At 49.2% G+C, this 21,675-nt stretch carries 21 protein-coding genes; 5 read left to right on the top strand and 16 right to left on the bottom strand.

Going from position 1 to position 21,675, the window contains the following annotated elements; genetic code table 11:
• Nucleotides 1–241: 241 nt before the first annotated feature.
• Nucleotides 242–988, bottom strand: coding sequence for a TrmH family RNA methyltransferase (locus G9F48_RS11075; protein ID WP_071391527.1), 747 nt, complete (start codon nt 986–988; stop codon nt 242–244).
• A 120-nt stretch (nt 989–1,108) separates the two neighbouring features.
• On the opposite strand from G9F48_RS11075, the gene sspI reads away from it, so the two are divergent.
• The 4 genes from sspI (at nt 1,109) to G9F48_RS11055 (ending at nt 5,306) form a co-directional block, all read left to right on the top strand.
• Nucleotides 1,109–1,324: a small acid-soluble spore protein SspI gene (gene sspI / locus G9F48_RS11070; RefSeq protein ID WP_003152527.1), complete on the top strand. Its 216-nt coding sequence runs from the start codon at nt 1,109–1,111 to the stop codon at nt 1,322–1,324.
• Nucleotides 1,325–1,384: 60 nt separating this feature from the next.
• Complete coding sequence (locus G9F48_RS11065; RefSeq protein ID WP_165409491.1) at nt 1,385–2,470, top strand: CdaR family transcriptional regulator; 1,086 nt, start codon at nt 1,385–1,387, stop codon at nt 2,468–2,470.
• A 98-nt stretch (nt 2,471–2,568) separates the two neighbouring features.
• Nucleotides 2,569–3,981, top strand: a complete 1,413-nt coding sequence (gene glcD, locus G9F48_RS11060) for a glycolate oxidase subunit GlcD (RefSeq protein ID WP_094247674.1) — start codon at nt 2,569–2,571, stop codon at nt 3,979–3,981.
• The gene (locus G9F48_RS11055) at nt 3,978–5,306 is read left to right on the top strand and encodes a (Fe-S)-binding protein (protein WP_165409490.1); all 1,329 of its coding nucleotides are present in this window, start codon (nt 3,978–3,980) and stop codon (nt 5,304–5,306) included. The genes glcD and G9F48_RS11055 overlap by 4 nt, the downstream gene beginning before the upstream one ends.
• A 68-nt stretch (nt 5,307–5,374) precedes the next feature.
• On the opposite strand, the gene cstA is transcribed toward G9F48_RS11055, so the two are convergent.
• The 12 genes from cstA to G9F48_RS10995 all read right to left on the bottom strand — a co-directional run bounded on the left by cstA (nt 5,375) and on the right by G9F48_RS10995 (nt 20,163).
• Nucleotides 5,375–7,171 carry a carbon starvation protein CstA gene (gene cstA, locus G9F48_RS11050; RefSeq protein WP_057080675.1) on the bottom strand — a complete coding sequence of 599 codons (1,797 nt, stop codon included), beginning with the start codon at nt 7,169–7,171 and terminating at the stop codon, nt 5,375–5,377.
• Between the two features lie 112 nt (nt 7,172–7,283).
• Complete coding sequence (gene arfA, locus G9F48_RS11045) at nt 7,284–8,783, bottom strand: arabinosylfuranosidase ArfA (RefSeq protein WP_165409489.1); 1,500 nt, start codon at nt 8,781–8,783, stop codon at nt 7,284–7,286.
• Between the two features lie 18 nt (nt 8,784–8,801).
• Nucleotides 8,802–9,629: a carbohydrate ABC transporter permease gene (locus G9F48_RS11040; RefSeq protein ID WP_007612991.1), complete on the bottom strand. Its 828-nt coding sequence runs from the start codon at nt 9,627–9,629 to the stop codon at nt 8,802–8,804.
• Between the two features lie 18 nt (nt 9,630–9,647).
• On the bottom strand, nt 9,648–10,589 hold the full coding sequence (locus G9F48_RS11035; RefSeq protein WP_165409488.1) for a carbohydrate ABC transporter permease: 942 nt from the start codon (nt 10,587–10,589) through the stop codon (nt 9,648–9,650).
• 41 nt (nt 10,590–10,630) lie between these two features.
• Nucleotides 10,631–11,926, bottom strand: a complete 1,296-nt coding sequence (locus G9F48_RS11030; RefSeq protein WP_165409487.1) for an ABC transporter substrate-binding protein — start codon at nt 11,924–11,926, stop codon at nt 10,631–10,633.
• Between the two features lie 31 nt (nt 11,927–11,957).
• On the bottom strand, nt 11,958–13,142 hold the full coding sequence (locus G9F48_RS11025; RefSeq protein ID WP_165409486.1) for a sn-glycerol-1-phosphate dehydrogenase: 1,185 nt from the start codon (nt 13,140–13,142) through the stop codon (nt 11,958–11,960).
• Nucleotides 13,139–13,945 (bottom strand): HAD-IIA family hydrolase, encoded by an 807-nt coding sequence (locus tag G9F48_RS11020; protein ID WP_441394794.1) that lies wholly within the window; start codon nt 13,943–13,945, stop codon nt 13,139–13,141. The genes G9F48_RS11025 and G9F48_RS11020 overlap by 4 nt, the downstream gene beginning before the upstream one ends.
• Nucleotides 13,923–14,612, bottom strand: a complete 690-nt coding sequence (araD, locus tag G9F48_RS11015; protein WP_165409484.1) for an L-ribulose-5-phosphate 4-epimerase — start codon at nt 14,610–14,612, stop codon at nt 13,923–13,925. Before araD ends, G9F48_RS11020 begins: the two co-directional genes overlap by 23 nt.
• A complete protein-coding gene (gene araB / locus G9F48_RS11010) occupies nt 14,605–16,290 on the bottom strand; it encodes a ribulokinase (RefSeq protein ID WP_165409483.1) in 1,686 nt (561 codons plus the stop codon). Before araB ends, araD begins: the two co-directional genes overlap by 8 nt.
• A 1-nt stretch (nt 16,291) precedes the next feature.
• Nucleotides 16,292–17,785: an L-arabinose isomerase gene (gene araA, locus G9F48_RS11005; RefSeq protein WP_022552845.1), complete on the bottom strand. Its 1,494-nt coding sequence runs from the start codon at nt 17,783–17,785 to the stop codon at nt 16,292–16,294.
• A gap of 184 nt (nt 17,786–17,969) precedes the next feature.
• Nucleotides 17,970–18,935: a glycoside hydrolase family 43 protein gene (locus G9F48_RS11000; protein ID WP_012118149.1), complete on the bottom strand. Its 966-nt coding sequence runs from the start codon at nt 18,933–18,935 to the stop codon at nt 17,970–17,972.
• Between the two features lie 142 nt (nt 18,936–19,077).
• Nucleotides 19,078–20,163, bottom strand: coding sequence for a M42 family metallopeptidase (locus G9F48_RS10995; protein ID WP_007408096.1), 1,086 nt, complete (start codon nt 20,161–20,163; stop codon nt 19,078–19,080).
• A gap of 183 nt (nt 20,164–20,346) precedes the next feature.
• Between G9F48_RS10995 and G9F48_RS10990 the strand changes: the two genes are divergently transcribed.
• Nucleotides 20,347–20,739 (top strand): hypothetical protein, encoded by a 393-nt coding sequence (locus tag G9F48_RS10990; RefSeq protein WP_003152498.1) that lies wholly within the window; start codon nt 20,347–20,349, stop codon nt 20,737–20,739.
• A gap of 13 nt (nt 20,740–20,752) precedes the next feature.
• On the opposite strand, the gene G9F48_RS10985 is transcribed toward G9F48_RS10990, so the two are convergent.
• From G9F48_RS10985 to rpmI, 3 genes are read right to left on the bottom strand one after another with little or no spacing between them, the layout of a single operon-like run.
• Entirely contained in the window at nt 20,753–21,019 is a 267-nt protein-coding gene (locus G9F48_RS10985; RefSeq protein ID WP_003152496.1) for a DUF1294 domain-containing protein, read from the bottom strand.
• Nucleotides 21,020–21,076: 57 nt separating this feature from the next.
• Nucleotides 21,077–21,436, bottom strand: a complete 360-nt coding sequence (gene rplT, locus G9F48_RS10980) for a 50S ribosomal protein L20 (protein WP_003152495.1) — start codon at nt 21,434–21,436, stop codon at nt 21,077–21,079.
• Between the two features lie 31 nt (nt 21,437–21,467).
• A complete protein-coding gene (rpmI, locus tag G9F48_RS10975; RefSeq protein WP_003152493.1) occupies nt 21,468–21,668 on the bottom strand; it encodes a 50S ribosomal protein L35 in 201 nt (66 codons plus the stop codon).
• Nucleotides 21,669–21,675: the final 7 nt, after the last annotated feature.

The following is a 21,675-nucleotide window of genomic DNA, read 5'->3' as shown; positions in this document are numbered from 1 at the left end:
TCATCTGCCGACAGCTTCATTGACATAACGGAAACGATCGTTCCGGTTCACCTTTACGCGCGTTTGGCGCGGTCCCGGTGACAACTCGAGAGGTGAAAATCAATTTCTGTGCTGCGATAAAAATGCTCTCAGTCAGCGGCATTTTCTCCCTGGAAGGCAGCGTGTGCAAAAATTGACGTCCTCTGTCACGGTTTTTACATTATTGCTATCTATTATAGTGAAATCCAAGGCTTTTCGCAACCTATCCTCTGAGATGATAAACAAGGATGGCGGCCGCTACCGCCACATTCAGCGATTCCGCCTGTCCGTACAGCGGAACGTACAGGTTGAGATCGGTTTTTTGCAGAAGGCCGGCGTCCACTCCCGCCCCCTCGTTCCCGACGATTAACGCGAACGTTTCTTCAGGCTTCACGCTTTGATAAGCGGCACCGTTTTCAAGCGCCGTGCCGTAGATCGCGACGCCTTGTGATTTCAGCTCAGCGGTAAACTCATCAAGCGGACGTTTCAAAATGGGAATATGAAAATGAGAACCTTGTGCTGAACGCAGCGTTTTTCCGTTGTACGGGTCTGCTGTCCCCTCACCAAGGACAACGGCGTCGATCCCCGCCGCATCTGCCGTTCTGATCATTGTTCCTAAATTCCCCGGGTCCTGCACGGCATCAATCAGAAGCAGCCGTTTCAGCTGATCAGGCTGCTTATCCGGCATATGGCAGACCGCGGCGATCCGCTGCGGCGTTTCCGTTTCCGTCACGGCTGAAAACGCGTCTTCGCTCAGCACGTAGCACGGAATGCTCATGTCCAGATCGGCCGGGATGGCGCTCTCATCGTTTACGAGAATTTCTTTTACCGTTCCCTTTGATTTGAGCGCTTCTTCTGCCAGATGCTCTCCTTCTATCAGAAATGTATTCGTTTTAAGTCTCTCTTTTTTTGTGTGAAGTTTTTTCCAGTCCTTCACTTTTTGGTTTTTTGCAGAGTCGATTCGTTTCACTTTATGTCTGTGCTCTCCTTTTTTCATGCATGTTGTTATTATATCTCAAGAACAGCACATAATAAACCGCGTGCGCGGTAAGAATATGCGTATCACATTCAGGAAAAAGGAGCGGTTGTAATGGATCTTAATTTACGCAACGCCGTTATTGCCAATGTAACCGGCAATAACCAGGATCAGCTGGAGCATACTATCGTTGACGCCATCCAAAGCGGTGAAGAAAAAATGCTTCCGGGCCTCGGCGTCTTATTCGAAGTTCTTTGGCAGCATGCGTCAGACTCAGAAAAAAATGAAATGCTCAAAACACTTGAAGGCGGATTAAAACCTGCGCAATAAGCATGAACCGGGTGATGGCACACCCGGTTTTTTTGTATAATAATGGCGAGGGGGATCGCCATGCAGTTACAGCCGGAACTGGCAAAGAAATTGATTGCCGAAGTCAAACATATGTACAGCCGCGAAGTGATTATTGCCGATACAAAAGGGATGATCATCGCAGGCACCAACGAGGCGCGCGCCGGATGGTTTCATGAAGGCGCACTGATCTGCGCCCGCGAAAAACGGAATGTCATCATTACGAAAGAAGATGAAAAACGCCTCCAGGGCGTAAAAGCAGGACTGAACCTCCCCGTTTTTTCAGGCCATGAGGTGATCGGAGTGTTCGGTCTGACAGGAGACCCTGACGATATCCTGCCTTTCGGAGAATTGCTCAGGAAAATGACGGAGCTGTTTATTAAAGAAACGCGCCATATGGAAGAAGCGCAGTGGCGTGCGAGAATGCTTGAATCCTTTATCGTTGATTGGCTGCAGCTGAAAGAATGGTCTCCGGGCTTTTTAGAAAAAGCAAAGCTCATCGGCGCAGACCTTCACGCATACCGCCGGATCATACTCATTCAAGGACGTTATGAGCAATATAAAGCGGAGGAGCTCCGGCGGCTCTGGCAGAACGAATGCCCTGAAGACCTGTTTGTCCGCTGGGGAAATGAACGCATTCTCATTAATCATGAAGCAAATTCGGCTTCCAAAACACAGCTCATCAAAAAGATCGGCGCCGTTTTTGGGCAGCCTGTCACCGCCGGCATCGGACGGATCGTTCCGGGAGAGCGCCTCGCGGAATCATACGAACAGGCGGATAAAGCACTTTCAGCCGGAATCGGTGACAAGCAGGCCGTCTTTGAAGAAGATTTAAAACTGGATATGTGTATTGCCGATATCGCACCCGGCACGCGGTCGGAATTTTCACGGCGGGTTCTCAAGCATGTACTCGGCCGGGAAGAACTTCTGGATACGCTGCGCGCCTTTTTCGACCGGCAATTATCGTTAAAGCGCACCGCCGACGACATGCATATTCATATCAATACATTGCGCTACCGTCTTTCCAAACTGGAATCACTGACAAATATGAAGCTTGACCGTCCCGAAGACATAACGGCTTTTTATTTGGCGCTCCGCTTTTTAGATCAACATACAAAAAGTACGTAATCATATCATCATTTTTCATATGTTTCTCCATAGTGTGCGGAATCGTTTTTCTTTACAATGAAATGAAAACGCTTTTCTTATCAGGGAGGTTGGAGAACATGATTTCACGAGAGGCAAAAGAAGCGTTCATCCGGACGGTCGGGAAGGAGAATTATGATGATTCGGCGGCGGGCCGTCTTGTGTATTCTTATGATGCGGCTCCTCAGCTGCAAGCCATGCCGGATGCGGTAATCGCCCCCCGCAGCGCGGATGACGTGTCCCGTATATTAACGATTTGCAGCAGGCATGACATTCCGATCGTGCCGAGGGGTTCAGGCACAAACTTATGCGGCGGCACATGTCCCTCTGAAGGCGGGCTTGTGCTTTTATTCAAACATATGAACCGCATTCTTGAAATCGATGAAGAAAATTTGACGGCAACCGTCCAGCCGGGCGTGATTACGCAAGATATGATCCGTGCGGTTGAGCAAAAAGGTTTATTTTATCCGCCTGATCCGAGCAGCATGAAAATATCGACGATCGGCGGGAATATTAATGAAAATTCCGGCGGACTGCGCGGTTTGAAGTACGGCGTCACCCGGGATTATGTCCTCGGCCTTGAAGCCGTCTTGGCTTCAGGCGATATCATCCGCACAGGAGGGAAGCTGACAAAGGATGTCGCCGGTTATGATCTGACCCGGCTTTTCGTCGGATCAGAAGGGACGCTCGGCGTTGTGACGGAAGCGACTTTAAAGCTGGTTCCGAAGCCGGAAACGAAAAAAACGCTGCTTGCACTCTATGAACATATTGAAGCGGCTGCGGAATCTGTTTCTGCCATCATCGCTGAAAAAATCATTCCGGCGACACTCGAATTTCTGGATCAGCCGACACTGCAGGTCATTGAAGATTACGCCAAGATCGGGCTTCCGACCGATGCAAAAGCGGTGCTGCTGATCGAACAGGACGGTGACATCGAAACGGTCAGACGAGATATGGAAAAAATCGAAGCCATCTGTAAAAACGGAGCAGCCGTATCCGTCCAAACGGCCGAAACCGAGGAAGAGGCATTCGCGCTTACAGAGGCCAGACGGTCCGCATTATCAGCCCTTGCCCGGCTGAAACCGACGACGATTCTGGAAGACGCGACCGTGCCGAGATCACAAATTGCCGGCATGGTCAAAGCCATTAACGAGATTGCAGAAACATACGGCCTGTCCATCTGCACATTCGGCCATGCCGGAGACGGCAACCTCCATCCGACGTGCACCACCGATATCCGAAATACAGAGGAGATGGAACGTGTCGAAAAAGCTTTTGCCGCCATTTTTGAAAAAGCGATTGAGCTGGGCGGGACGATAACGGGTGAACACGGGGTCGGCATCGTAAAAGCGCCGTATTTAGAAATGAAGCTGAAAACAGAAGGCATTACCGCCATGAAAGCGATCAAACAAGCGCTTGATCCCCAAAATCTGCTGAATCCGGGAAAAATATTCGCCAATTCATCAAGGAAACGCGTGGTGGTGATGAAATGACAACGGCTAAAGAGCAGCAACACATTCAAACAGAATTCAAAACCCGCATGGATGAAGGTGAATTGCTGAACTGTATGCGCTGCGGCTTCTGCCTTCCTTCCTGTCCGACCTATATCGAATCGGGATTTCAAGAATCCCATTCGCCGCGCGGCCGGATCGCCCTGATGAAAGCCGTCACAGACGGACTGATCGAGCCGGATGAAGATGTCGAACGCTCACTTTCGCTGTGTCTCGGATGCCGGGCATGCGAGCCCGTTTGTCCGGCAGGGGTCAATTACGGACAGCTGCTTGAAGAAGCGAGGGATATCATTCATCAAAATAAAAAACATAAGCCGGGCGTGCGCCTCTTGCGGAAAGCCGCCTTCACCGGGCTTTTCCCTCACCAAAACCGCATGCAGACAGCCGTGAATCTTCTCGGAATATACCAAAGATCGGGACTGCAGACCGCCATCAGAAAAACCGGTATGCTGCGCGTTTTGCCTGAACATCTGCGCACCATGGAACAAGTGCTCCCGCCCGCCCCGAAACGGAAAGACATGAAGGAAAGGCCGCGTTTTCTTCCTGCCGCGGGTCCCGTCCAAAAACGGGCCGCTTTTTTCTCGGGCTGCTTAATGGATACGATGTTTTTAGCAACAAATCATGCGACAACGGCGCTTTTACAGGCGGCCGGGTGTGAAATCGCGGTTCCGGACGGCCAGGCGTGCTGCGGCGCGCTTCACGGGCACAGCGGAGAAAAAGAGATGGGAAAAGAACTGGCCAAGCGGAATATCGCCGCTTTTGAAGCGCTTGACGCTGATTATATCATTACAAACGCCGGCGGATGCGGCGCCTTTCTTCAGGAATATCCGCATTTACTGAAAGATGAACCTGGATGGGCGGAACGTGCCGAACAATTCGTCCGGAAGCTCAAAGACTTTTCATCCGTACTGGTTGATCTGAAGTTCCATCAAAAAAACCTGCGGGCGCAGTCTCCTCATATCGTCACATATCAGGACTCCTGCCATCTCCGCAATGTGATGCATACGTCAGAGGAACCGCGAACGCTTTTGAAAAGCATTAAAGGGGCTGAGTACAGAGAAATGGAAAAGGCCGACAGCTGCTGCGGGTCGGCGGGAATTTATAATATAACAGAGTCAGAGATGTCTATGAAAATATTAGACAGCAAGATGAAAGCCGCCGGAAAAACGGAGGCGGCCGTCATCGTGACAGCCAATCCCGGATGCCTTCTGCAAATGCAGCTCGGCATTTTACGCGAAGGATTAACAGACCGTGTCCGCGCGGTTCATTTGGCGGATTACCTTTTGGAAGCGGCGGATTTGTCATAAGCCGAAAGCAGAGAGACCGATCGGCTCTCTGCTTTTATGATGCTGCAATGTTCGGGTCGGCCGCGGATTTATCCGGGTATTGAAGCTTCCAGTCTGGCACTCGGATCACGCCATACATTCGCCCATTTTTTCACAGCCGCAATGATAATTACAAGGCCGAGAATGAGCATGATAATGGATAAAACGCCATTCAGCACGTTGTATCCCGCCGCTTCGGGGTTCAAATACACATACCGCACCATCCAATAACCCGCATAGTTGACGGTCACGTACAAATAAGCGAGAGGAATCAGGCATGTCAGCATATAGCGCCGCTTATCCGCTATTTTCAATACGACGGTCGCACCGATAATTAAGCCGACAGACGCCATAAGCTGATTGGATACGCCGAACAGCGCCCAAATGGAGCTGATGTCGCCCGAATACAGAAGATAGCCCCACAGCAGGCAGGCGAGCGCGCTTGAGAAAATCGAGCCCGGCAGCCAGTCTGTTTTTTTCAGCGGCTTATAGACCTCTCCGAAAAACTCTTGAATCAAGTACCTGGCGACACGGGTTCCCGCATCAATCGCCGTTAAAATAAACACCGCTTCAAACATAATGACGAATTGAAAAAAGTATGAAGCCAAATGACTGAAAAACGGAATCTCCGTAAAGATATACGTCATTCCGACGGCAAGCGTAACAGCGCCGCCCGTTCTTCCCTCCAGACTGAGCCCGATTTCTTTGCTCAATTCAGGCAGATGGACGACATTCATCCCGAGGGCGCGGAATATTTCAGGCGTGCTGTTAATAGCAAAATAGTCGGCGGGCTCAAGAGCGGCAGCTGCAATGAGCGCCATAATTCCGACGAGACATTCCACAAGCATCGCTCCGAAAGCAACCGGTTTTATATCACTCCATTTATCCAGCATTTTCGGCGTTGTGCCGGAACCGACAAATGCATGAAAGCCCGAAATGGCGCCGCAGGCAATCGTTATTGAAATAAACGGCCAGACAGGACCCGCGATCACCGGCCCTCCGCCGTGAATAAACTCAGTTACGGCCGGGAATTTAATGGCGGGATTGACGAAAAAGACGCCTGCGATCAAAGCGGCAAAAACCCCGATTTTCATAAAACTGCTTAAATAGTCACGCGGAGCCAGCAAAAGCCAAACCGGAAGCGCCGCGGCGAAAAACGCATAGACGGGAAGCGCCACTGCAAGCGTTTTCGCATCCAGTGTCAGCATGTCCCCGAGAGCCGTTGTCTGCAGCCGCGGTCCGATTACAACACCGGCCATTAACAAAAGAAACCCGACAGTTGATGCGAGTTTGAGATTGCCCGTTTTTTTATAGTAGAGGCCGACCCCCATCGCGATCGGAATCGTAATCCCCACCGCAAACGTTCCCCACGGGTTTTTCTCAAGCGCGTGCAGCACAACCATAGACAGCCCCGCCATCGTGATCGTAATGATAAACAGCATCGAAAGACCGGTGCAAAATCCCGCCACCGGGCCGAGCTCTTCTTTGGCGACTTCAGAAAGCGTTTTCCCGTTTTTCCGCATTGATGCAAACAATACGACAATATCGTGCACGGCTCCCCCGATCACCGCCCCGATTAACAGCCATAAAAGCCCGGGCAGATAGCCGAACTGAGCTGCCAGAATCGGTCCCACAAGCGGGCCGGCAGCGGCGATTGCCGCGAAGTGGTGGCCGAATGACACCCACTTATTCGTCGGCACATAATCTTTCCCATCCTCAAGCACATGGGCCGGAGTCGGTGTCTGATCATTGATTTTTAATACTTTGACCATCATAAAGGTACCGTAAAGCCGATAGGCGATCGCCAAAATACATATAGACGCTATGACGATTGTAATCGCATTCATTTAATCCCAGCCCCTTTTCTCTTTTTCTAAATATTATCACAATTATCAGATAACAGGAGATGATTTTTGCGTGAAAAAAAAGCCGGCAGCGGCAGCCCGGCTTTTCGGAACATTATTTTCCTGATAAACGGATGACATTCCAGGACAGCGGAGTAAAATGTGCCGTTATCCCTTCAGCGTTTGCCGAAGACGTTCCGTTGGAGTGAGGAATGACTTCTTTTCTGTTTTTTTGATTGGTTGCTTTCATATCCTGATGCTCCAGCACGATATGCTCAATGATGCGGTAATCTTCAAACCCTCTCAGTTTGATCTCCGTTTCCATCAGTTCCTTGCTTTTGTTGACGGCAAAAATGGTCAGGGCTTCATCCTCTTCATGGTAAACGGCCGCGGCATCAACATACGGCACATCCGTAAAGTCCGCCGAGTCGTATTTCGGGGAGGTGACCAGCAGTTTCATTGAAGCCCCTCTCCCGTAGACTGAGGCGTGCATGTAAGGGTAAAAGATCGGCTGCCTCCATGCTTCTCCGCCCTTTTCAGTCATGATAGGCGCAATCACGTTGACAAGCTGGGCGAGACAGGCGATCTTCAGTCTGTCCGCATGCTGCAGCATCGTAATCAGCAGTGAACCGATCAACAGCGCATCTTCAAAATTGTAGATGTCTTCGAGAATCGGCCGGGCCGTAATCCATGGCTCCACTTTTTTATCCGCTTCATTTGAGTGATACCACACATTCCATTCATCTAAAGAAAGGTGAATCGTTTTTTTGCTGCGTTTTTTCGCTTTCATATAATCACATACGGCTTTGACGGATTTAATAAAATGGTCTAAATCCATAGACTTCGCCAAATAGTTCTCAAGATCATTTTCATGGTTGCCGTAATACGTATGCAGTGAAATGTAATCCACATGCTCGTACGTATGCTCAAGCACCTCGGCCTCCCACTCGATGAAGGACGGCATGCCGCTGTTTGAGCTTCCGCAAGCCACCAATTCGATCGTCGGGTCCGTCCATTTCATCACCTTTGCTGTTTCAGCGGCAAGCCGTCCGTATTCATGCGCCGTTTTATGACCGATCTGCCAAGGGCCGTCCATCTCATTTCCTAAGCACCATGTTTTGATGCCGTAAGGTTTTTCATATCCGTGCGATTTTCGTAAGTCGCTCCAGTATGACCCTTCAGGATGGTTGCAGTATTCGACGAGGTTCCGGGCGGCATCGATCCCTCTCGTCCCGAGATTGACCGCCATATTCACTTCGGCGTTCACTTTTTTCGCCCACGTTAAAAATTCATTCGTCCCCACTTCGTTCGTTTCTGTCGTCTGCCATGCCAAATCAAGCCTCCGCGGGCGGTCCTTCACCGGCCCGACGCCGTCCTCCCAATTGTAGCCTGAGAGAAAATTCCCTCCAGGATAGCGGATGAACGGCACTTGCAATTCTTTGATTAACTCCTGCACGTCTGTTCTGAAGCCGTCCTTGTCGGCTTTCGGGTGTCCGGGCTCATAAATGCCTTCATACACCGCCCGGCCCATATGTTCTATAAAAGATCCGTACATCCGTTTGTCCACTTCACCGATGATATATTCTTTATCTGCTGTAATCCCCGCTTTTTTCATTACATTTTCTCCCTCTCTCTATCCCTTCACTCCGCCTACTGTAAGGCCGGAAATGAAGTATTTTTGGAAAAACAAGAATATGATGATCACCGGCAGTATCGCAAAAACGGACCCGGAAATCAGCATGTCATAGTTGTTGCCGTACGGACTCAGCAGCCCTGAAAGTCCGATTGGAAGCGTAAACATTTCTTTCGACCGAAGCACGATCAGCGGCCATAAAAAGTTATTCCAGCTGTTTAAAGATTGAAGAATGATCATTGCTCCGAATGCCGGTTTCATGAGCGGCGCCATAATTCTGAAGAAAATGCCGAATTCGGTGCAGCCGTCCATTCTCGCTGAATCAAGCAGATCCTTCGGAAGTCCGAGCGCATATTGCCGGAAAAAGAACACGGCGACAGGCGACACAATAAACGGCAGAATCACCCCCGTATAAGAATCGATCAAATGAAGACCCACCGTCAATTTGAACAACGGAAGCATCATCACTTCAAGAGGCACCATCATAATGATCAGCACAAGAACGAAAATAATATTTCTGCCTTTAAACTCGTAGACACCGAGTCCGTAGCCGATCAAAGAGGAAAAAAACAGCGTGAGAACCGTGGTGAGGACGCCGAGCAGCAGGCTGTTAAAAAACCATTTGAAATAAATGCTCCCCCCGTTGAACAAATAGGTGTAGTTATCAAGGCTCATCACATCCGGATCAAGACGCAGATTCAGCCCGATGCGCATCAGCTCAGATGACGGCTTTAAAGAACCGAGCAATAGACAGATCATCGGAAAGATATACAGCAGGCTCAGCATGATAAAAAACAAGGTAAACGCGACTCTGTACACGGAAAACATGTGATTGTTACGCAACGCTTATCCCTCCCCTTTAAACGAACCGGACAGTTTCAGTGAAACAAGGCTGACTAGTAAGATGACAAGCAAAAGGACAATTCCGATTGCTGCCCCGTACCCCATTTCGTTGTATGCAAGCCCCTGCTGATATAAATAACCGACAAGCGTGAGGCCGATATTGCCCGGGGAATTATTCTGCCAAAGCACATAGCTTTCCTCAAACATTCTGAAACCGCCGATCATACTGATCGTTAACACATAAACGGACACCGGCTTTAAAAATGGAAGGGTGATATGCCGGAACTTTTTCCACGTACTCGCCCCGTCAATTTCAGCCGCCTCATACAATTCTTTCGGCACGTTTTGCAATCCGGCCAGAAAGTAAAGAATGTTAATGCCCATCCACCTCCATGACGCAAGCAGCACCATTAAAAACATGCCGGTACCTTTGTTGTTGAGCCAGTTTTGGGGTGATGCGCCAAGCTTCATCATCAGCTCGTTTGCAAGCGACGTATTCATTTCTCCGAACATCAGCCGGAAAATAATCCCCGCTACGATCGTCGATGTTAAAGCCGGTACAAACAGAGCCGATTTAAACACATTTCTGAACCTGACGAGCTTCGAATTCAGAATCACCGCCAAAAGAAGCGGCACCGGAATCAGCACGATCAGCGTCCAGAAAGTATATTCCAATGTGTTAAATAATGCCGTATAAAAGGTTGGATTAAGAAGAGCGATATAATTGGAAAACCCGACAAATGTAATTTCTCCCGGCAGTATCCGCTGAAAGCTCATGATAAACACGCTGATGATCGGATACAAAAAGAAAACGAGAAACGAAATGATAAATGGCGCCGTAAAAAGATAAGGCGCCGCTTTTTTTGAATACAGCACATTGCGCCGGCGCGGCTTCTTCCGGACTGCAGAAACGGTTTGCGCTGTCTCTGTCTTTACAGGTCTCATAAAAGCTCCCCCGCTTTCACTGTTAAATAGGGCGGCTTCTCCTATTTTTCCAATTGCTCTGCCGCCTCGTCCAAGGCTTCCTCAGGTGTTTTTTCCTGCGTCTTCAGCGCATCGAACAGCACCTGTCTGACGACGAGATCAGCCGCTTTAGAGAAGTCTTCATGCAGATAAATCGGATTGATCTCATCTTTTATTTCAAGAAGCGAGGAAAAAATTGACGTACCGTTCCGGAAGAAATCCGTGTACTTGTTTTTCTCCTTCAATTCTTTTGAATCCCACACGTCCCAGCGGAGCGGGTCAAAGCCGAGCACCGTCCACAGCTTTATGTTCCCTTCCTTTGAACCTTTCGCAAATCCGAGAAATTCTTTCGCGAGCTCCAGATGTTCAGCCTGCTTCGGCACGACGGTGGCTGTTCCGCCTAAACCCGCTGATCTGTCACCGCCTTCTTTCCAGGCCGGCATAGGGTAAATCGCCATTTTTCCTTTTAAATCAGGCATATAATCGATAAACCGTCCCATGTACCAAATGGGCATCAGCACTGAGGCTGCTCCGCCCTGATTCATAAAACCGTAGTATTCTTCGCTGTGATGGCCGCCGCCGGGAGCCGGCAGAAGGGTTTTATCATTTACCATGTCCTTTACATCATTCAGTGTATCTGTATTCTTCTTGCTGTTCAGAATCAATTTTCCATTTTTGCTGTAGTAGCCTGACCCTTGCTGCGAAATCATGGATAGGAATGTGGCGGAATCGTTTGTTTCAACCGTTCCCATCGGTTTCCCAGCGGCTTCACGCACTTTTTTCCCTGCCCGCCGGTAATCTTCCCATGTCTTAATGGAGGCGGGATCAACGCCCGCTTTTTTCATGATATCCATGTTGTAAAACATGACGGTCGTCCCCACATGTGTATCAAGGCCGTACAATTTTCCGTTTTTGCTGTATAAGGCCAGACGCGCTTCCACAAACTTATCGCGGTCTTTTTCAATCAGCGGCGTCAGATCGGCAAGCGGGATATCCTTCCCCTTCAGAAAGTTCGAGAACCGGCTTAATTCCACGTCGGCTATATCGGGAAGCCCTTCACCCGCGATCAGCGAAACCGATAAATTATCATGCATTTGTCCATAAGGATAAACAACGGTATTCAGCTTGATTTTGCGATCCGGATACTTCTGATTCCATTCTTTGACCATTTCCTGATAAAACTGTTCGTGCAGACCGTTAAACGTCCAAAACGTCAGCTCCGTTTCTCCCGGCCGGCCGGCAGTCCGTTCTTGTGAACAGCCGGCGGTAAACAAGAAGAGCATCATCAGCACCAAACATACAGCGGTCGTTTTTTTCATGTCATTACCCCTTCCACTTTAGGCCGTGCGGCTATTGATGCAAATGATGTGCAAAGAGCGCTGCATTTTCATTTATGATGGTTAAACCGGTATAACGGTCTCGCAGTGTGTGCGCATGCTTAAGCGCATCGCTGACAAGGTCCTTTTTTACACCGATCTCATCGAAACAGGCGGGACCTCCCGCAGATGAGAGCCACCCGGCAATTGTTTTGCCGTCGGGAAGCCCTTCATATGCGGACTGAATCGCCTCGCGAAAGTGCGGCGGCAGTTCAGCAAGCTTTTCGTGACAAGCCAGTTCTTTGTAAATATCACTCAGCACCGCGCACGCACAGCCGACCTTCGCACCGTGGAGAATCGGAGGCTGTTTTGCCTTCAGCATTTCCATCTCAATCCAATGCGAGATGTGATGCTCTCCTCCTGAGGCGGGGCGGGAGTGGTCGAGAGCAAGCATGACAAGACCCGAAACGATCAGCGCTTCCATCAGTATCTGAATGCCGGCCTCCGTTCCCATGGCAATGTCAGCGCGGTGATCAATGCACTGCCAAAGCGCGTCTTTCACAAGCTTCGCCCCTGCTTCTGAGTACGGCTCACCCGCAAGCCTGCGGGAAATCTCCCAATCTGCCAGCGATGTTATTTTTCCGAGCATGTCTCCGAAGCCCGCGGCTGTCATTGAACGGGGCGCTTCTTTTAATACATTCGTATCGGCAAATAAGGCGATCGGTGCTTTCGTTTGGATCGTCGTTTTGATTCCGTTTAATATGAGCGGCGCTCCCGCCGATGTAAAACCGTCGACTGACGGAGCGGTGGGGAATGAGATAAACGGCAAACCGCGCTGATAAGCGGCAAACCGCGTAATGTCGTGAATCGTTCCTGAACCAGCCGCAATGATGACATCCGTCTCTTCCGCGAGATTGATCAGCGTATAGACCAATGTCCTCTCATCAGCCGCGGCGGCCCCGGCTTCATGCTCCGGAATGATGACTTTTGACGCTTTGATTCCGCCTGCCCTTAATTCGTCCGCAAGCAGACGTCCCGCCGCCTCGTACGTGTTCCGGTCACAGACGAGGACCGGATGATTCCAGCATTTTTTTTGCAGAAATCTGAGAAGCTCTTCTTTTGCATTCGCCCCGATCACGATATCTTCTATTTGAATCGGTGAGCGGCTGGCCCCTTCCTTGTCAAACTCGGATTGAATGTCCTCAGGAGAACGTTTCATAAAAGGATTCCCTCCTTCGCTAATTCTGTCAGGTCTTTAATAGAATCAAGGACGATGTCAGGTTCATATAGACGGGGCTCCCCAAGTTTGGCCGACCCCGTCAGAACCAATATGCTTTTCATTCCGTACAGCCTGCCCATTGCGATATCAGATTCGAGGCTGTCTCCGATAATGGCGCATTCCTCAGGGGGAAGTCCGAGCGCTTCACATGCCGCCTCAGCCATCAGCCAAGACGGTTTGCCGACGACAAGCTCCGTTTTTGCTCCGGCGGTTGCTTCAATGGCCCCGATCATTCCCGCGACATCCATGGCATGGCCGCCTTCATTCGGAAAGGAGCGGTCCCGGTTCGTGGCGATGATGCGCGCGCCGGAGGAAGCCGCCTTAAAAGCGAGATTCAGATCCTCATAGGTGACGGTTTCATGCAGGGAAATGACAAGCCAGTCTGCCGCCTGCGGATTTTGCGCCAGGGTGACACCCGCTAAAGCGAGTTCATCAGTCAGCCCTTTCTCTCCTAACACCCAGACCTTTGACAAAGGATAATGCTTCTTTAAAAATGATGCCGTCACACTGGAGGACAGCACGATGCTCCGTTCATCCGTGCGGATACCTGCACCCAGCAGTTTCTTTCGGCACATTGCTCTTGATAGATTGCCGCGGTTGCTTAAAAAGACAACGGCTTTGCCCAGTGACTGAAGGGTATGAACGGCTTCTTTTGCACCCTCAATCAGCTCCCGCCCCCTGAATACGGTTCCGTCTAAATCAATCAGAAACCCGGCTGCGTCAAGTTTGGCCATAATAAGCATTCGCCCCGTGTTTTCTGTAAAAATGCTTATCATGCAGCACTCTGTCGATCGGACTGAGCTGTTTGTTCAGCATAAGCGAATGGTAGGCCATTTCCGCTACCGTTTCGAGCACAACGGCGTTATGCAGGGCATTCAGCGCGTCCGTTCCCCAGCAGAACGGGCCGTGGCTGTGGACGAGGATACCCGGATTTTGTTCATACGGTTCGTTTTGAAAGGTTTCGGCTATGACCTTCCCTGTATGATATTCGTAATCTTTGACAATTTCTTCTTCATACATTTCCCTCGTGCAGGGTATAGCGCTTTCAAAGTAATCCGCGTGAGTCGTTCCGAGAGCGGGTATGTCTCTTCCGGACTGCGCCCAGCTCGTCGCCCAGCGGGAGTGAGTATGAACGATTCCGCCGATAGCCGGAAACGCTTTATACAGATAAAGATGGGTCGGCGTGTCAGAAGACGGTTTCAGCGAGCCTTCGAGAATGTCTCCGTCCTCATTCAGGACGACCAGTTTGTCAGCGGTCAGCTCACTGTAATCGACACCGCTCGGTTTAATGACGATTCTCCCGCTCTCTCTGTCAATGCCGCTGACATTCCCCCATGTAAACGTGACAAGGTTATGTTCCTCGAGCTTCAGATTGGCCGCGAGCACTTCTTCTTTTAACGCTTCAAGCATGGCGGCTCCCCCCTTTCGCAAAATCGCGGTTTTTAATGGCTTTCAGGCGTTTCATGACATTGTTTTCTTTGCCGAAGTAGTGTACGAGCTCTTTATATTCCGCATATAAGCTGTCATAAATCTCAGCTCTTTCCCGGTTCGGGGCATAAAAGCCGTCTTTTAATTTCCCCATATGTGCGCATGCTTCAGCAATATTGGAGAATCCCCCGTTTTCCCGTCCCGCGGCGAGCGCTCCGAAAATCGCGGAGCCCAGTGCAGGCGCCTGCGGAGATCCGGATAATTGAATGTCCATATTTGTGACATCTGCGTAAATCTGCATGACAAACGGGTTTTTTTCGGCGATTCCTCCGGCTGCGTAAAGCTCTTCGACCGGAACACCGTTTTCCCGGAACGTTTCGATAATCATCCTCGTTCCGAACGCCGTCGCTTCAATCAATGCCCTGTAGATTTCTTCCGGCTTCGTGTGCAGCGTCATGCCGAGCATCATGCCCGTCAAATCGGCGTCCACCAAGGTTGAGCGGTTTCCGTTCCACCAGTCAAGCGCGAGAAGGCCGCTTTCCCCCGGAACAAGTTCAGCTGCTTTTTTGCTGAGCAGCTCGTGAATGTCTATGTGTTTATCCTCAGCTTCCTTCACATAGTCTCTCGGAACACACGTTTTGACGAACCATTCAAAGTGGTCGCCGACACAGGACTGTCCCGCTTCATATCCCGCATATCCGGGCAAGATGCCGTTATTGACGACCCCGCACATACCGGGGACGATATGTTCTTCGTCGCCGAGCAGCACATGGCAGGTAGACGTTCCCATGATCATCAGCATTTTCCCCGGCTCTGTAATACCGACCGCGGGCACTGACACGTGAGCGTCGACATTGGCGACGGCAACGGCCGTCCCCGGCAGAAGCCCGGTCAGCTCCGCCATTTTTTCGGTCAAACCTCCTGCTTTTTCCCCGACTGAATAAATCGTGCCGCTTAATTTATCCTTTGTAATCGTTTTCATTAACGGGTGGAGCTTTTCGAAAAAATGATCCGGCGGATATCCCGTCTCCTCATTCCAGATTGCTTTGTAGCCGGCCGTGCAGTTGCTTCGCTTCAATGAACCGCACAATTGATAGACGATCCAGTCTGCCGCTTCCACAATCCGATCTGCCGCCTTGTATATATGCGGCGCTTCTTCCGCGATTTGCATGATTTTCGGGATCATCCATTCAGAAGAAATTTTACCGCCGTATCTTTTAAGGAATGGTTCCTTTGTGTCTTCGGCAATCGTGTTCAAACGGTCTGCATGTTTTTGAGCCGCATGATGCTTCCACAGCTTCACATAACTGTGGGGCTCCCGTTCAAATTCCGGCAGCATACAAAGCGGCTGCCCCGCGCCGTCTATCGGTAAAATCGTGCAGGCGGTAAAATCAATTCCTATGCCGATCACGTCTTTTGGATCAGCACCCGCCTGCTCAAGCAGGTTCGGAATCGCCGTTTCCAGAACTTCGATATAATCGGCAGGATGCTGAAGCGCCCAGTCCCGAGGGAGTTTTTCACCCGTCTTCGGCAGCTTGCGGTCGATGACGGCATGAGTGTATTCTTTTACCGCAGAGGCGATTTCTTCGCCCGTGCGGACATTGACAAGCACCGCCCGGCCGGACAATGTGCCGAAATCAACACCAATCGTATACGCCATATCAATTCCCTCCCAGCCGGTATAATACGTCATTCCATTTCAGCTCTTTTTTCAGCTCATGTATTTCGGTATTGCGGGAAATAAAGATGCTTTCAATGCCTGCCATCTCAGCCCAGTCAAGCATCTGTTCAGCCGTAAGCCGGAAAGACATACAGGTATGGTGGGCGCCCCCCGCCAAAATCCATGCTTCCGCAGCTGTTTTCAGTGATGGCTCCGGCTTCCACAGCACCCGCGCCACAGGGAGATTCGGCATATCATGATCAATTTCCCTGCCTTCCGCTTCATTCAGAATGAGACGGAATCGCCCGCCGATATCAATGATGCTGGCGATGATGGCTGAACCGCCGATTCCGTTAAAGACCAGCCGGGCCGGATCTTCCTTCCCTCCGATTGAGAGAGGATGGACTTCGATTTTCGGCTGATCAAGGGCGATCGTCGGACATACTTCAAGCATATGTGATCCGAGAATCATCGCACGCCCCGGTTCAAAATGGTACGTATAATCTTCCATGAAGGAGGTTTGTTCTCCGTCCGCCATTATTTTCATCATTCGCACAAGGGCAGCCGTTTTCCAATCGCCTTCTCCGGCAAATCCGTACCCTTTTTCCATGAGACGCTGAACGGCAAGACCCGGAAGCTGCTTCATTCCGTGCAAAACTTCAAAGGAGGTCGAAAACGCTGTATATCCGCCCCGTTCGAGAAAGGCCGTTAATCCGAGTTCAATTTTCGCCTGTTCTTTAATGGAAGCAACTTTTGCTTCATCCCGCTTCGTTTCGTCGCTGATGACATACAATTTGTCGTATTCCTCATAAAGCGCCTCAATTTCTGCGTCGGTGACGTTGTTCATCACCTCGGTAAGATCGCCGATTCCGTACCCGTCAACCTGCCAGCCGAATTGGATGTGGGCGCCGACTTTGTCTCCGTCAGTAACCGCCACATTCCGCATATTGTCGCCGAACCGGGCTACTTTAATATTCCTGCTTTCATTCCAAGCGGCAGCCGTGTTCATCCATTGCGAAATGTCATGTTTGACTTCCTCATCATCCCAATAGCCTGCGATGACTTTTCTCGTCTGCCCCATTCTTGACTGGATATATCCGTATTCCCGGTCTCCGTGAGCGGATTGGTTGCTGTTCATAAAGTCCATATCAATCGTTTCCCACGGGATGTCGCGGTGATATTGGGTATGCAGATGAAGCATCGGCTTTTGAAAAGCGGAAAGACCTTCAATCCACATTTTCGCAGGGGAAAATGTATGCATCCATGTCACGACCCCGGCACAGTTTTCTTGATACTGCGCTTCCCGCAAAACCTCTCTGATCGTTTCAGATGACGTGACAACCGGTTTATGCCTGATCTTGTATCTTGATGACACCCCGCTGAGACCGTCACATATTCCCTTTGCGTGTTTATCGACAAGCTGCAGCGTTTCCTCTCCGTATAAGTGCTGGCTTCCCGTTACAAACCAAAATTCATATTCTTTGTTCTGAAGCACATTCATTTCCCCTTCCCATCAAAATAAAGCGCTTGCATTTTTAAATAAATATACGTACGAATATAAATAATAAAACTTTTATTCTTTCATTTGTACGAACAACTTTATTATAGTTAAGGAGGAATCAAACTGTCAATCTTTTATTGCAAGTAAAAAAGCCGGACACACATGCCCGGCTGATCAATTAATAGGAAGGCCAGCCTGAACTCCAATCGATATCATTGATGAGCATCTTCGGAATTCCGCTGTTTTCGGCATCATACGCATGACGCACTAAAATATTCCCGTTCACAATGTCCTGACCGCCCGGGCCTTTCCAGCGGTCATTGCCGGAATCAAGAATCGTCCCTCCGCCTTCAGACATGCTTTTCCCGCTTTTATCGAGATATGGGCCGGTGATGCTTTTGGATCTTCCATAAGCGATTTTGTACGTACTATTCACGCCTGAACAGCATTTATCAAACGACACCATTAAGTAATAGTAGCCGTTCTGGTAGGTGATGGCCGGCGCTTCCAAAGCTCCGCCGTTATTCGGCCTGGCAGCGATGGAATAAAGTGATCCCGTCGGTTTCATTGTATTTTTATCAAGCTTTGTCAGCTTAATGCCGCTCCAAAAAGAACCGAAGGCAAGCCAAGGGTTTCCGTCTTTATCAATTGTCAGCTCCGGATCAATTGCATTGTAGTTATCGGCGCTTGTCGAACGGATGACAAGCCCTTCGTCCTTCCAGTTTCCCGAACTGAGGCTTGTAGATGATGCAAGACCGATCGCGGAGGTATTTTTGCCGAATGAAGAAACGGCATAATACAGCCAATACTTTCCGTTAAAATATTGAACATCGGGGGCCCATTGATTCAGCCCGTAATTCGGCACATAATTGCCCCACCATGACAGCGGGGAAGTAAAGATTGATTTCTGAACGGTCCATACGCCGCCGCTGCCCGCCTTTAAGACGCGAAGCCCCCTCTCCCCTTCCAAACCGGTTCCGAAAGCGTACCACGTGTTTCCTTCCTTCGCCATTGTCGGATCATGAAGCAATTCATTTGATGCCCCCCAAAACGCGGCAGATGCCGGAGATGAAGACATCAGAAGCAGACCGGCTGTAACGGCTGCGCATGAAAAGCGGATCATGCGTCTGAATCTGTTTTTCATTTGTAAACCTCCCTTTTTTAAAGCGCTTTCAAAAAAACATGTTGTCAGATTTTTCTATGTCTTTTCTTATTGTAGACGCAAGGCTCATATTTGTACAGACAAAAAAAAGAATCTGCTTAAAAAAGCAGATTCTTCCGTATCTTTATTGATAAGTAATACGGTCAACCGTTTCCCGGTCTAATTTTTTAATCACTTCTGTGATCAATTTTACCGTATTCTCATAATCATCCCGATGCAAAATAGCGGCATGAGTGTGAATGTAGCGCGTCGCGATCGTAATGGACAGCGCCGGCACTCCGTTTGCGGTTAAATGAATGGAACCTGAATCCGTGCCCCCTCCGGCAATGGAATCGAATTGATACGGAATTCCCGCTTCTTCCGCCGTGTTCACGACAAGGTCGCGCAGCCCTTTGTGAGATACCATTGACGCGTCATACAGAATAATTTGCGGCCCTTCGCCGATTTTGCTTTGCGCCTCTTTTTCAGAAATTCCCGGTGTATCTCCGGCAATTCCGACATCCACACCGAACGCGATATCAGGCTGGATCGTATGTGCCGCTGTTTTCGCCCCGCGCAGCCCGACTTCTTCTTGAACCGTTCCGACCCCGTATACTTCATTCGGGTGATCACTGTTTTTCAGATTTTTTAATACATCGATGGCAATCGCACAGCCGATACGGTTGTCCCATGCTTTCGCCAATAAATGCTTTTCATTGTTCATCACTGTAAATTCAAAATACGGCACAATCTGGTCACCCGGAAGAACGCCCCATTCCATTGCTTCTTCACGGCTGGACGCCCCGATATCGATGAACATCTCTTTAATATCGGCGGCTTTTTTTCTGGCGTCAGGAGGCAGAATGTGAGGCGGTTTCGAACCGATGATCCCCGTGATGTCCCCTTTTTTTGTCACGACGGTGACGCGCTGGGCCAGCATGACCTGAGACCACCAGCCGCCGACGGTTTGAAAGCGGAGAAAGCCTTTATCAGTGATTTGCGTCACCATAAAACCGACTTCGTCTAAATGCCCTGAGATCATGATTTTCGGACCGTTTTCTTTGCCGGTTTTTTTGGCGATTAAACTTCCCAGCCGGTCTGTTGTGACATCATCGGCAAATGGTTCTATGTATGATTTCATCACTTGTCTTACTTCTCTCTCATTTCCCGGTATCCCTTTTGCATCCGTTAACGCTTTCAGCATGGTGAGCGTTTCATCTAATTTTGTCATCAATAAACCTCCTTTTTTTCACTACCCTTCTTATTATACAAAACCAATGCTGAAGCATACGATTAATTCGCCTGAAAAACGGGTAAATGTTTTTATCTATTTCTTTTAAAAAAATGAAACTTTTTGTTTTGTTTTTCGTATTACATCAGATCATGACAAAGGTGAGGAGGTGCCTTCACACATATGGCCATTACAGTATTAAGGATTGTCTTGCTTGCACTTCTTATTTATTTTATTTACATGTGCGTCAAATTTTACGCAAACCCGAAAAGAAGGCTCAGACTGGCGCAATCAAAAGAGAATTTTTATTTTATTGACGAACAGAAAAACACGCGAAAAAATCTCCAGCTTACTTATAAAGGAGTGCTCTTTGAAGGAGAAAAGCATATCCCTTCCAAAGATCATCCGCTGTTTATTCATACGATATTTGTATGGACCGAAAATCCGGAAAAGCTGAACCGCTTTTCTGCAGGTGATTTTGAAGAAGTCGAAAAAAAGGTATTGGAGCGTTACCCGAATTGCAAGATTGATTGGGACCAGCCCATCAAAAAAGCGAAAAAAGCAGGCGAGCGATAAGCTCTCCTGCTTTTTATTTTTTATACATCAAATACATGAGCACAAGGGCGGCTTCAGTGAGAAAAAGCAGCGGCACCCCGTATAAAAAGGATTTGTGCTTCGTCTTATGCCTGAAGGTGCGCATGCCGATCCATACGCCGAGTGAGCCGAACATGGCGGCTGTGAGCCATATTCGTTTCTCTGATATTCTCCACCTGTGCGCCTTTGCTCTTCTTTTATCAGCGCCCATGATCCAAAAGCCGTATCCGTTTATCAATACGGCGTAAATGAAGAGAGCCATTGATTGTCACCCTTTACGTAAAAAAACCGCTCCCGGAAAGAGAGCGGCTTTTTCAACTTACTTGTCTAACTGAGCTTTAGCAGCATCAGCAAGCTGATTGAAAGCAGTAAGATCGTTTACAGCAAGATCAGCAAGCATTTTGCGGTTTACTTCGATGCCTGAAAGCTTAAGACCGTGCATTAAACGGCTGTAAGAAAGACCGTTCATACGTGCAGCAGCGTTGATACGAGTGATCCAAAGCTTACGGAAATCACGTTTTTTCTGACGGCGGTCACGGAATGCATAGTTTCCTGATTTCATGACCTGCTGGTTTGCTACTTTGTATAATGTATGTTTTGAACCGAAATAACCTTTTGCTAATTTAAGAACCTTTTTACGACGCTTACGTGTAACAGTTCCGCCTTTTACTCTTGGCATTAGATTTCCCTCCTAATTGTTCCTTGTCCGATTACTTGATGTTGGCAAGCTGTTGTTTGATGCGTTTGAAGTCTCCTGCGCTCACAATAGCACCCTTGCGAAGCTTACGCTTTTGCTTTTGGGATTTGTTGGCGAATAAGTGACTTGTGTATGCATGAGAACGTTTTAACTTCCCAGAACCTGTCTTTTTAAAACGTTTAGCAGATCCGCGGTGAGTTTTCATTTTTGGCATGGGATTT

This window comes from Bacillus sp. EKM420B, assembly GCF_011065565.1.
GTDB lineage: Bacteria > Bacillota > Bacilli > Bacillales > Bacillaceae > Bacillus > Bacillus velezensis.
Note: the sequence above shows the minus strand (reverse complement) of the source record. Positions and strands in the feature narration are given on the sequence as shown.

Excerpts from the sequence above, each read along its gene's own strand:
- G9F48_RS11035 (WP_165409488.1), bottom strand. The coding sequence starts at position 10,589 with ATGAGACCTGTAAAGACAGAGACAGCGCAAACCGTTTCTGCAGTCCGG.
- araD (WP_165409484.1), bottom strand. The coding sequence starts at position 14,612 with ATGCTTGAAGCGTTAAAAGAAGAAGTGCTCGCGGCCAATCTGAAGCTC.
- G9F48_RS10985 (WP_003152496.1), bottom strand. The coding sequence starts at position 21,019 with ATGGCTCTCTTCATTTACGCCGTATTGATAAACGGATACGGCTTTTGG.
- G9F48_RS11040 (WP_007612991.1), bottom strand. The coding sequence starts at position 9,629 with ATGTTTTCCGTGTACAGAGTCGCGTTTACCTTGTTTTTTATCATGCTG.
- G9F48_RS11025 (WP_165409486.1), bottom strand. The coding sequence starts at position 13,142 with ATGAAACGTTCTCCTGAGGACATTCAATCCGAGTTTGACAAGGAAGGG.
- G9F48_RS11020 (WP_441394794.1), bottom strand. The coding sequence starts at position 13,945 with ATGCTTATTATGGCCAAACTTGACGCAGCCGGGTTTCTGATTGATTTA.
- G9F48_RS11055 (WP_165409490.1), top strand. The coding sequence starts at position 3,978 with ATGACAACGGCTAAAGAGCAGCAACACATTCAAACAGAATTCAAAACC.
- G9F48_RS11030 (WP_165409487.1), bottom strand. The coding sequence starts at position 11,926 with ATGAAAAAAACGACCGCTGTATGTTTGGTGCTGATGATGCTCTTCTTG.
- arfA (WP_165409489.1), bottom strand. The coding sequence starts at position 8,783 with ATGAAAAAAGCGGGGATTACAGCAGATAAAGAATATATCATCGGTGAA.
- rpmI (WP_003152493.1), bottom strand. The coding sequence starts at position 21,668 with ATGCCAAAAATGAAAACTCACCGCGGATCTGCTAAACGTTTTAAAAAG.
- cstA (WP_057080675.1), bottom strand. The coding sequence starts at position 7,171 with ATGAATGCGATTACAATCGTCATAGCGTCTATATGTATTTTGGCGATC.
- araB (WP_165409483.1), bottom strand. The coding sequence starts at position 16,290 with ATGGCGTATACGATTGGTGTTGATTTCGGCACATTGTCCGGCCGGGCG.
- rplT (WP_003152495.1), bottom strand. The coding sequence starts at position 21,436 with ATGCCAAGAGTAAAAGGCGGAACTGTTACACGTAAGCGTCGTAAAAAG.
- G9F48_RS11065 (WP_165409491.1), top strand. The coding sequence starts at position 1,385 with ATGCAGTTACAGCCGGAACTGGCAAAGAAATTGATTGCCGAAGTCAAA.
- G9F48_RS10990 (WP_003152498.1), top strand. The coding sequence starts at position 20,347 with ATGGCCATTACAGTATTAAGGATTGTCTTGCTTGCACTTCTTATTTAT.
- glcD (WP_094247674.1), top strand. The coding sequence starts at position 2,569 with ATGATTTCACGAGAGGCAAAAGAAGCGTTCATCCGGACGGTCGGGAAG.
- sspI (WP_003152527.1), top strand. The coding sequence starts at position 1,109 with ATGGATCTTAATTTACGCAACGCCGTTATTGCCAATGTAACCGGCAAT.
- G9F48_RS11000 (WP_012118149.1), bottom strand. The coding sequence starts at position 18,935 with ATGAAAAACAGATTCAGACGCATGATCCGCTTTTCATGCGCAGCCGTT.
- G9F48_RS10995 (WP_007408096.1), bottom strand. The coding sequence starts at position 20,163 with ATGACAAAATTAGATGAAACGCTCACCATGCTGAAAGCGTTAACGGAT.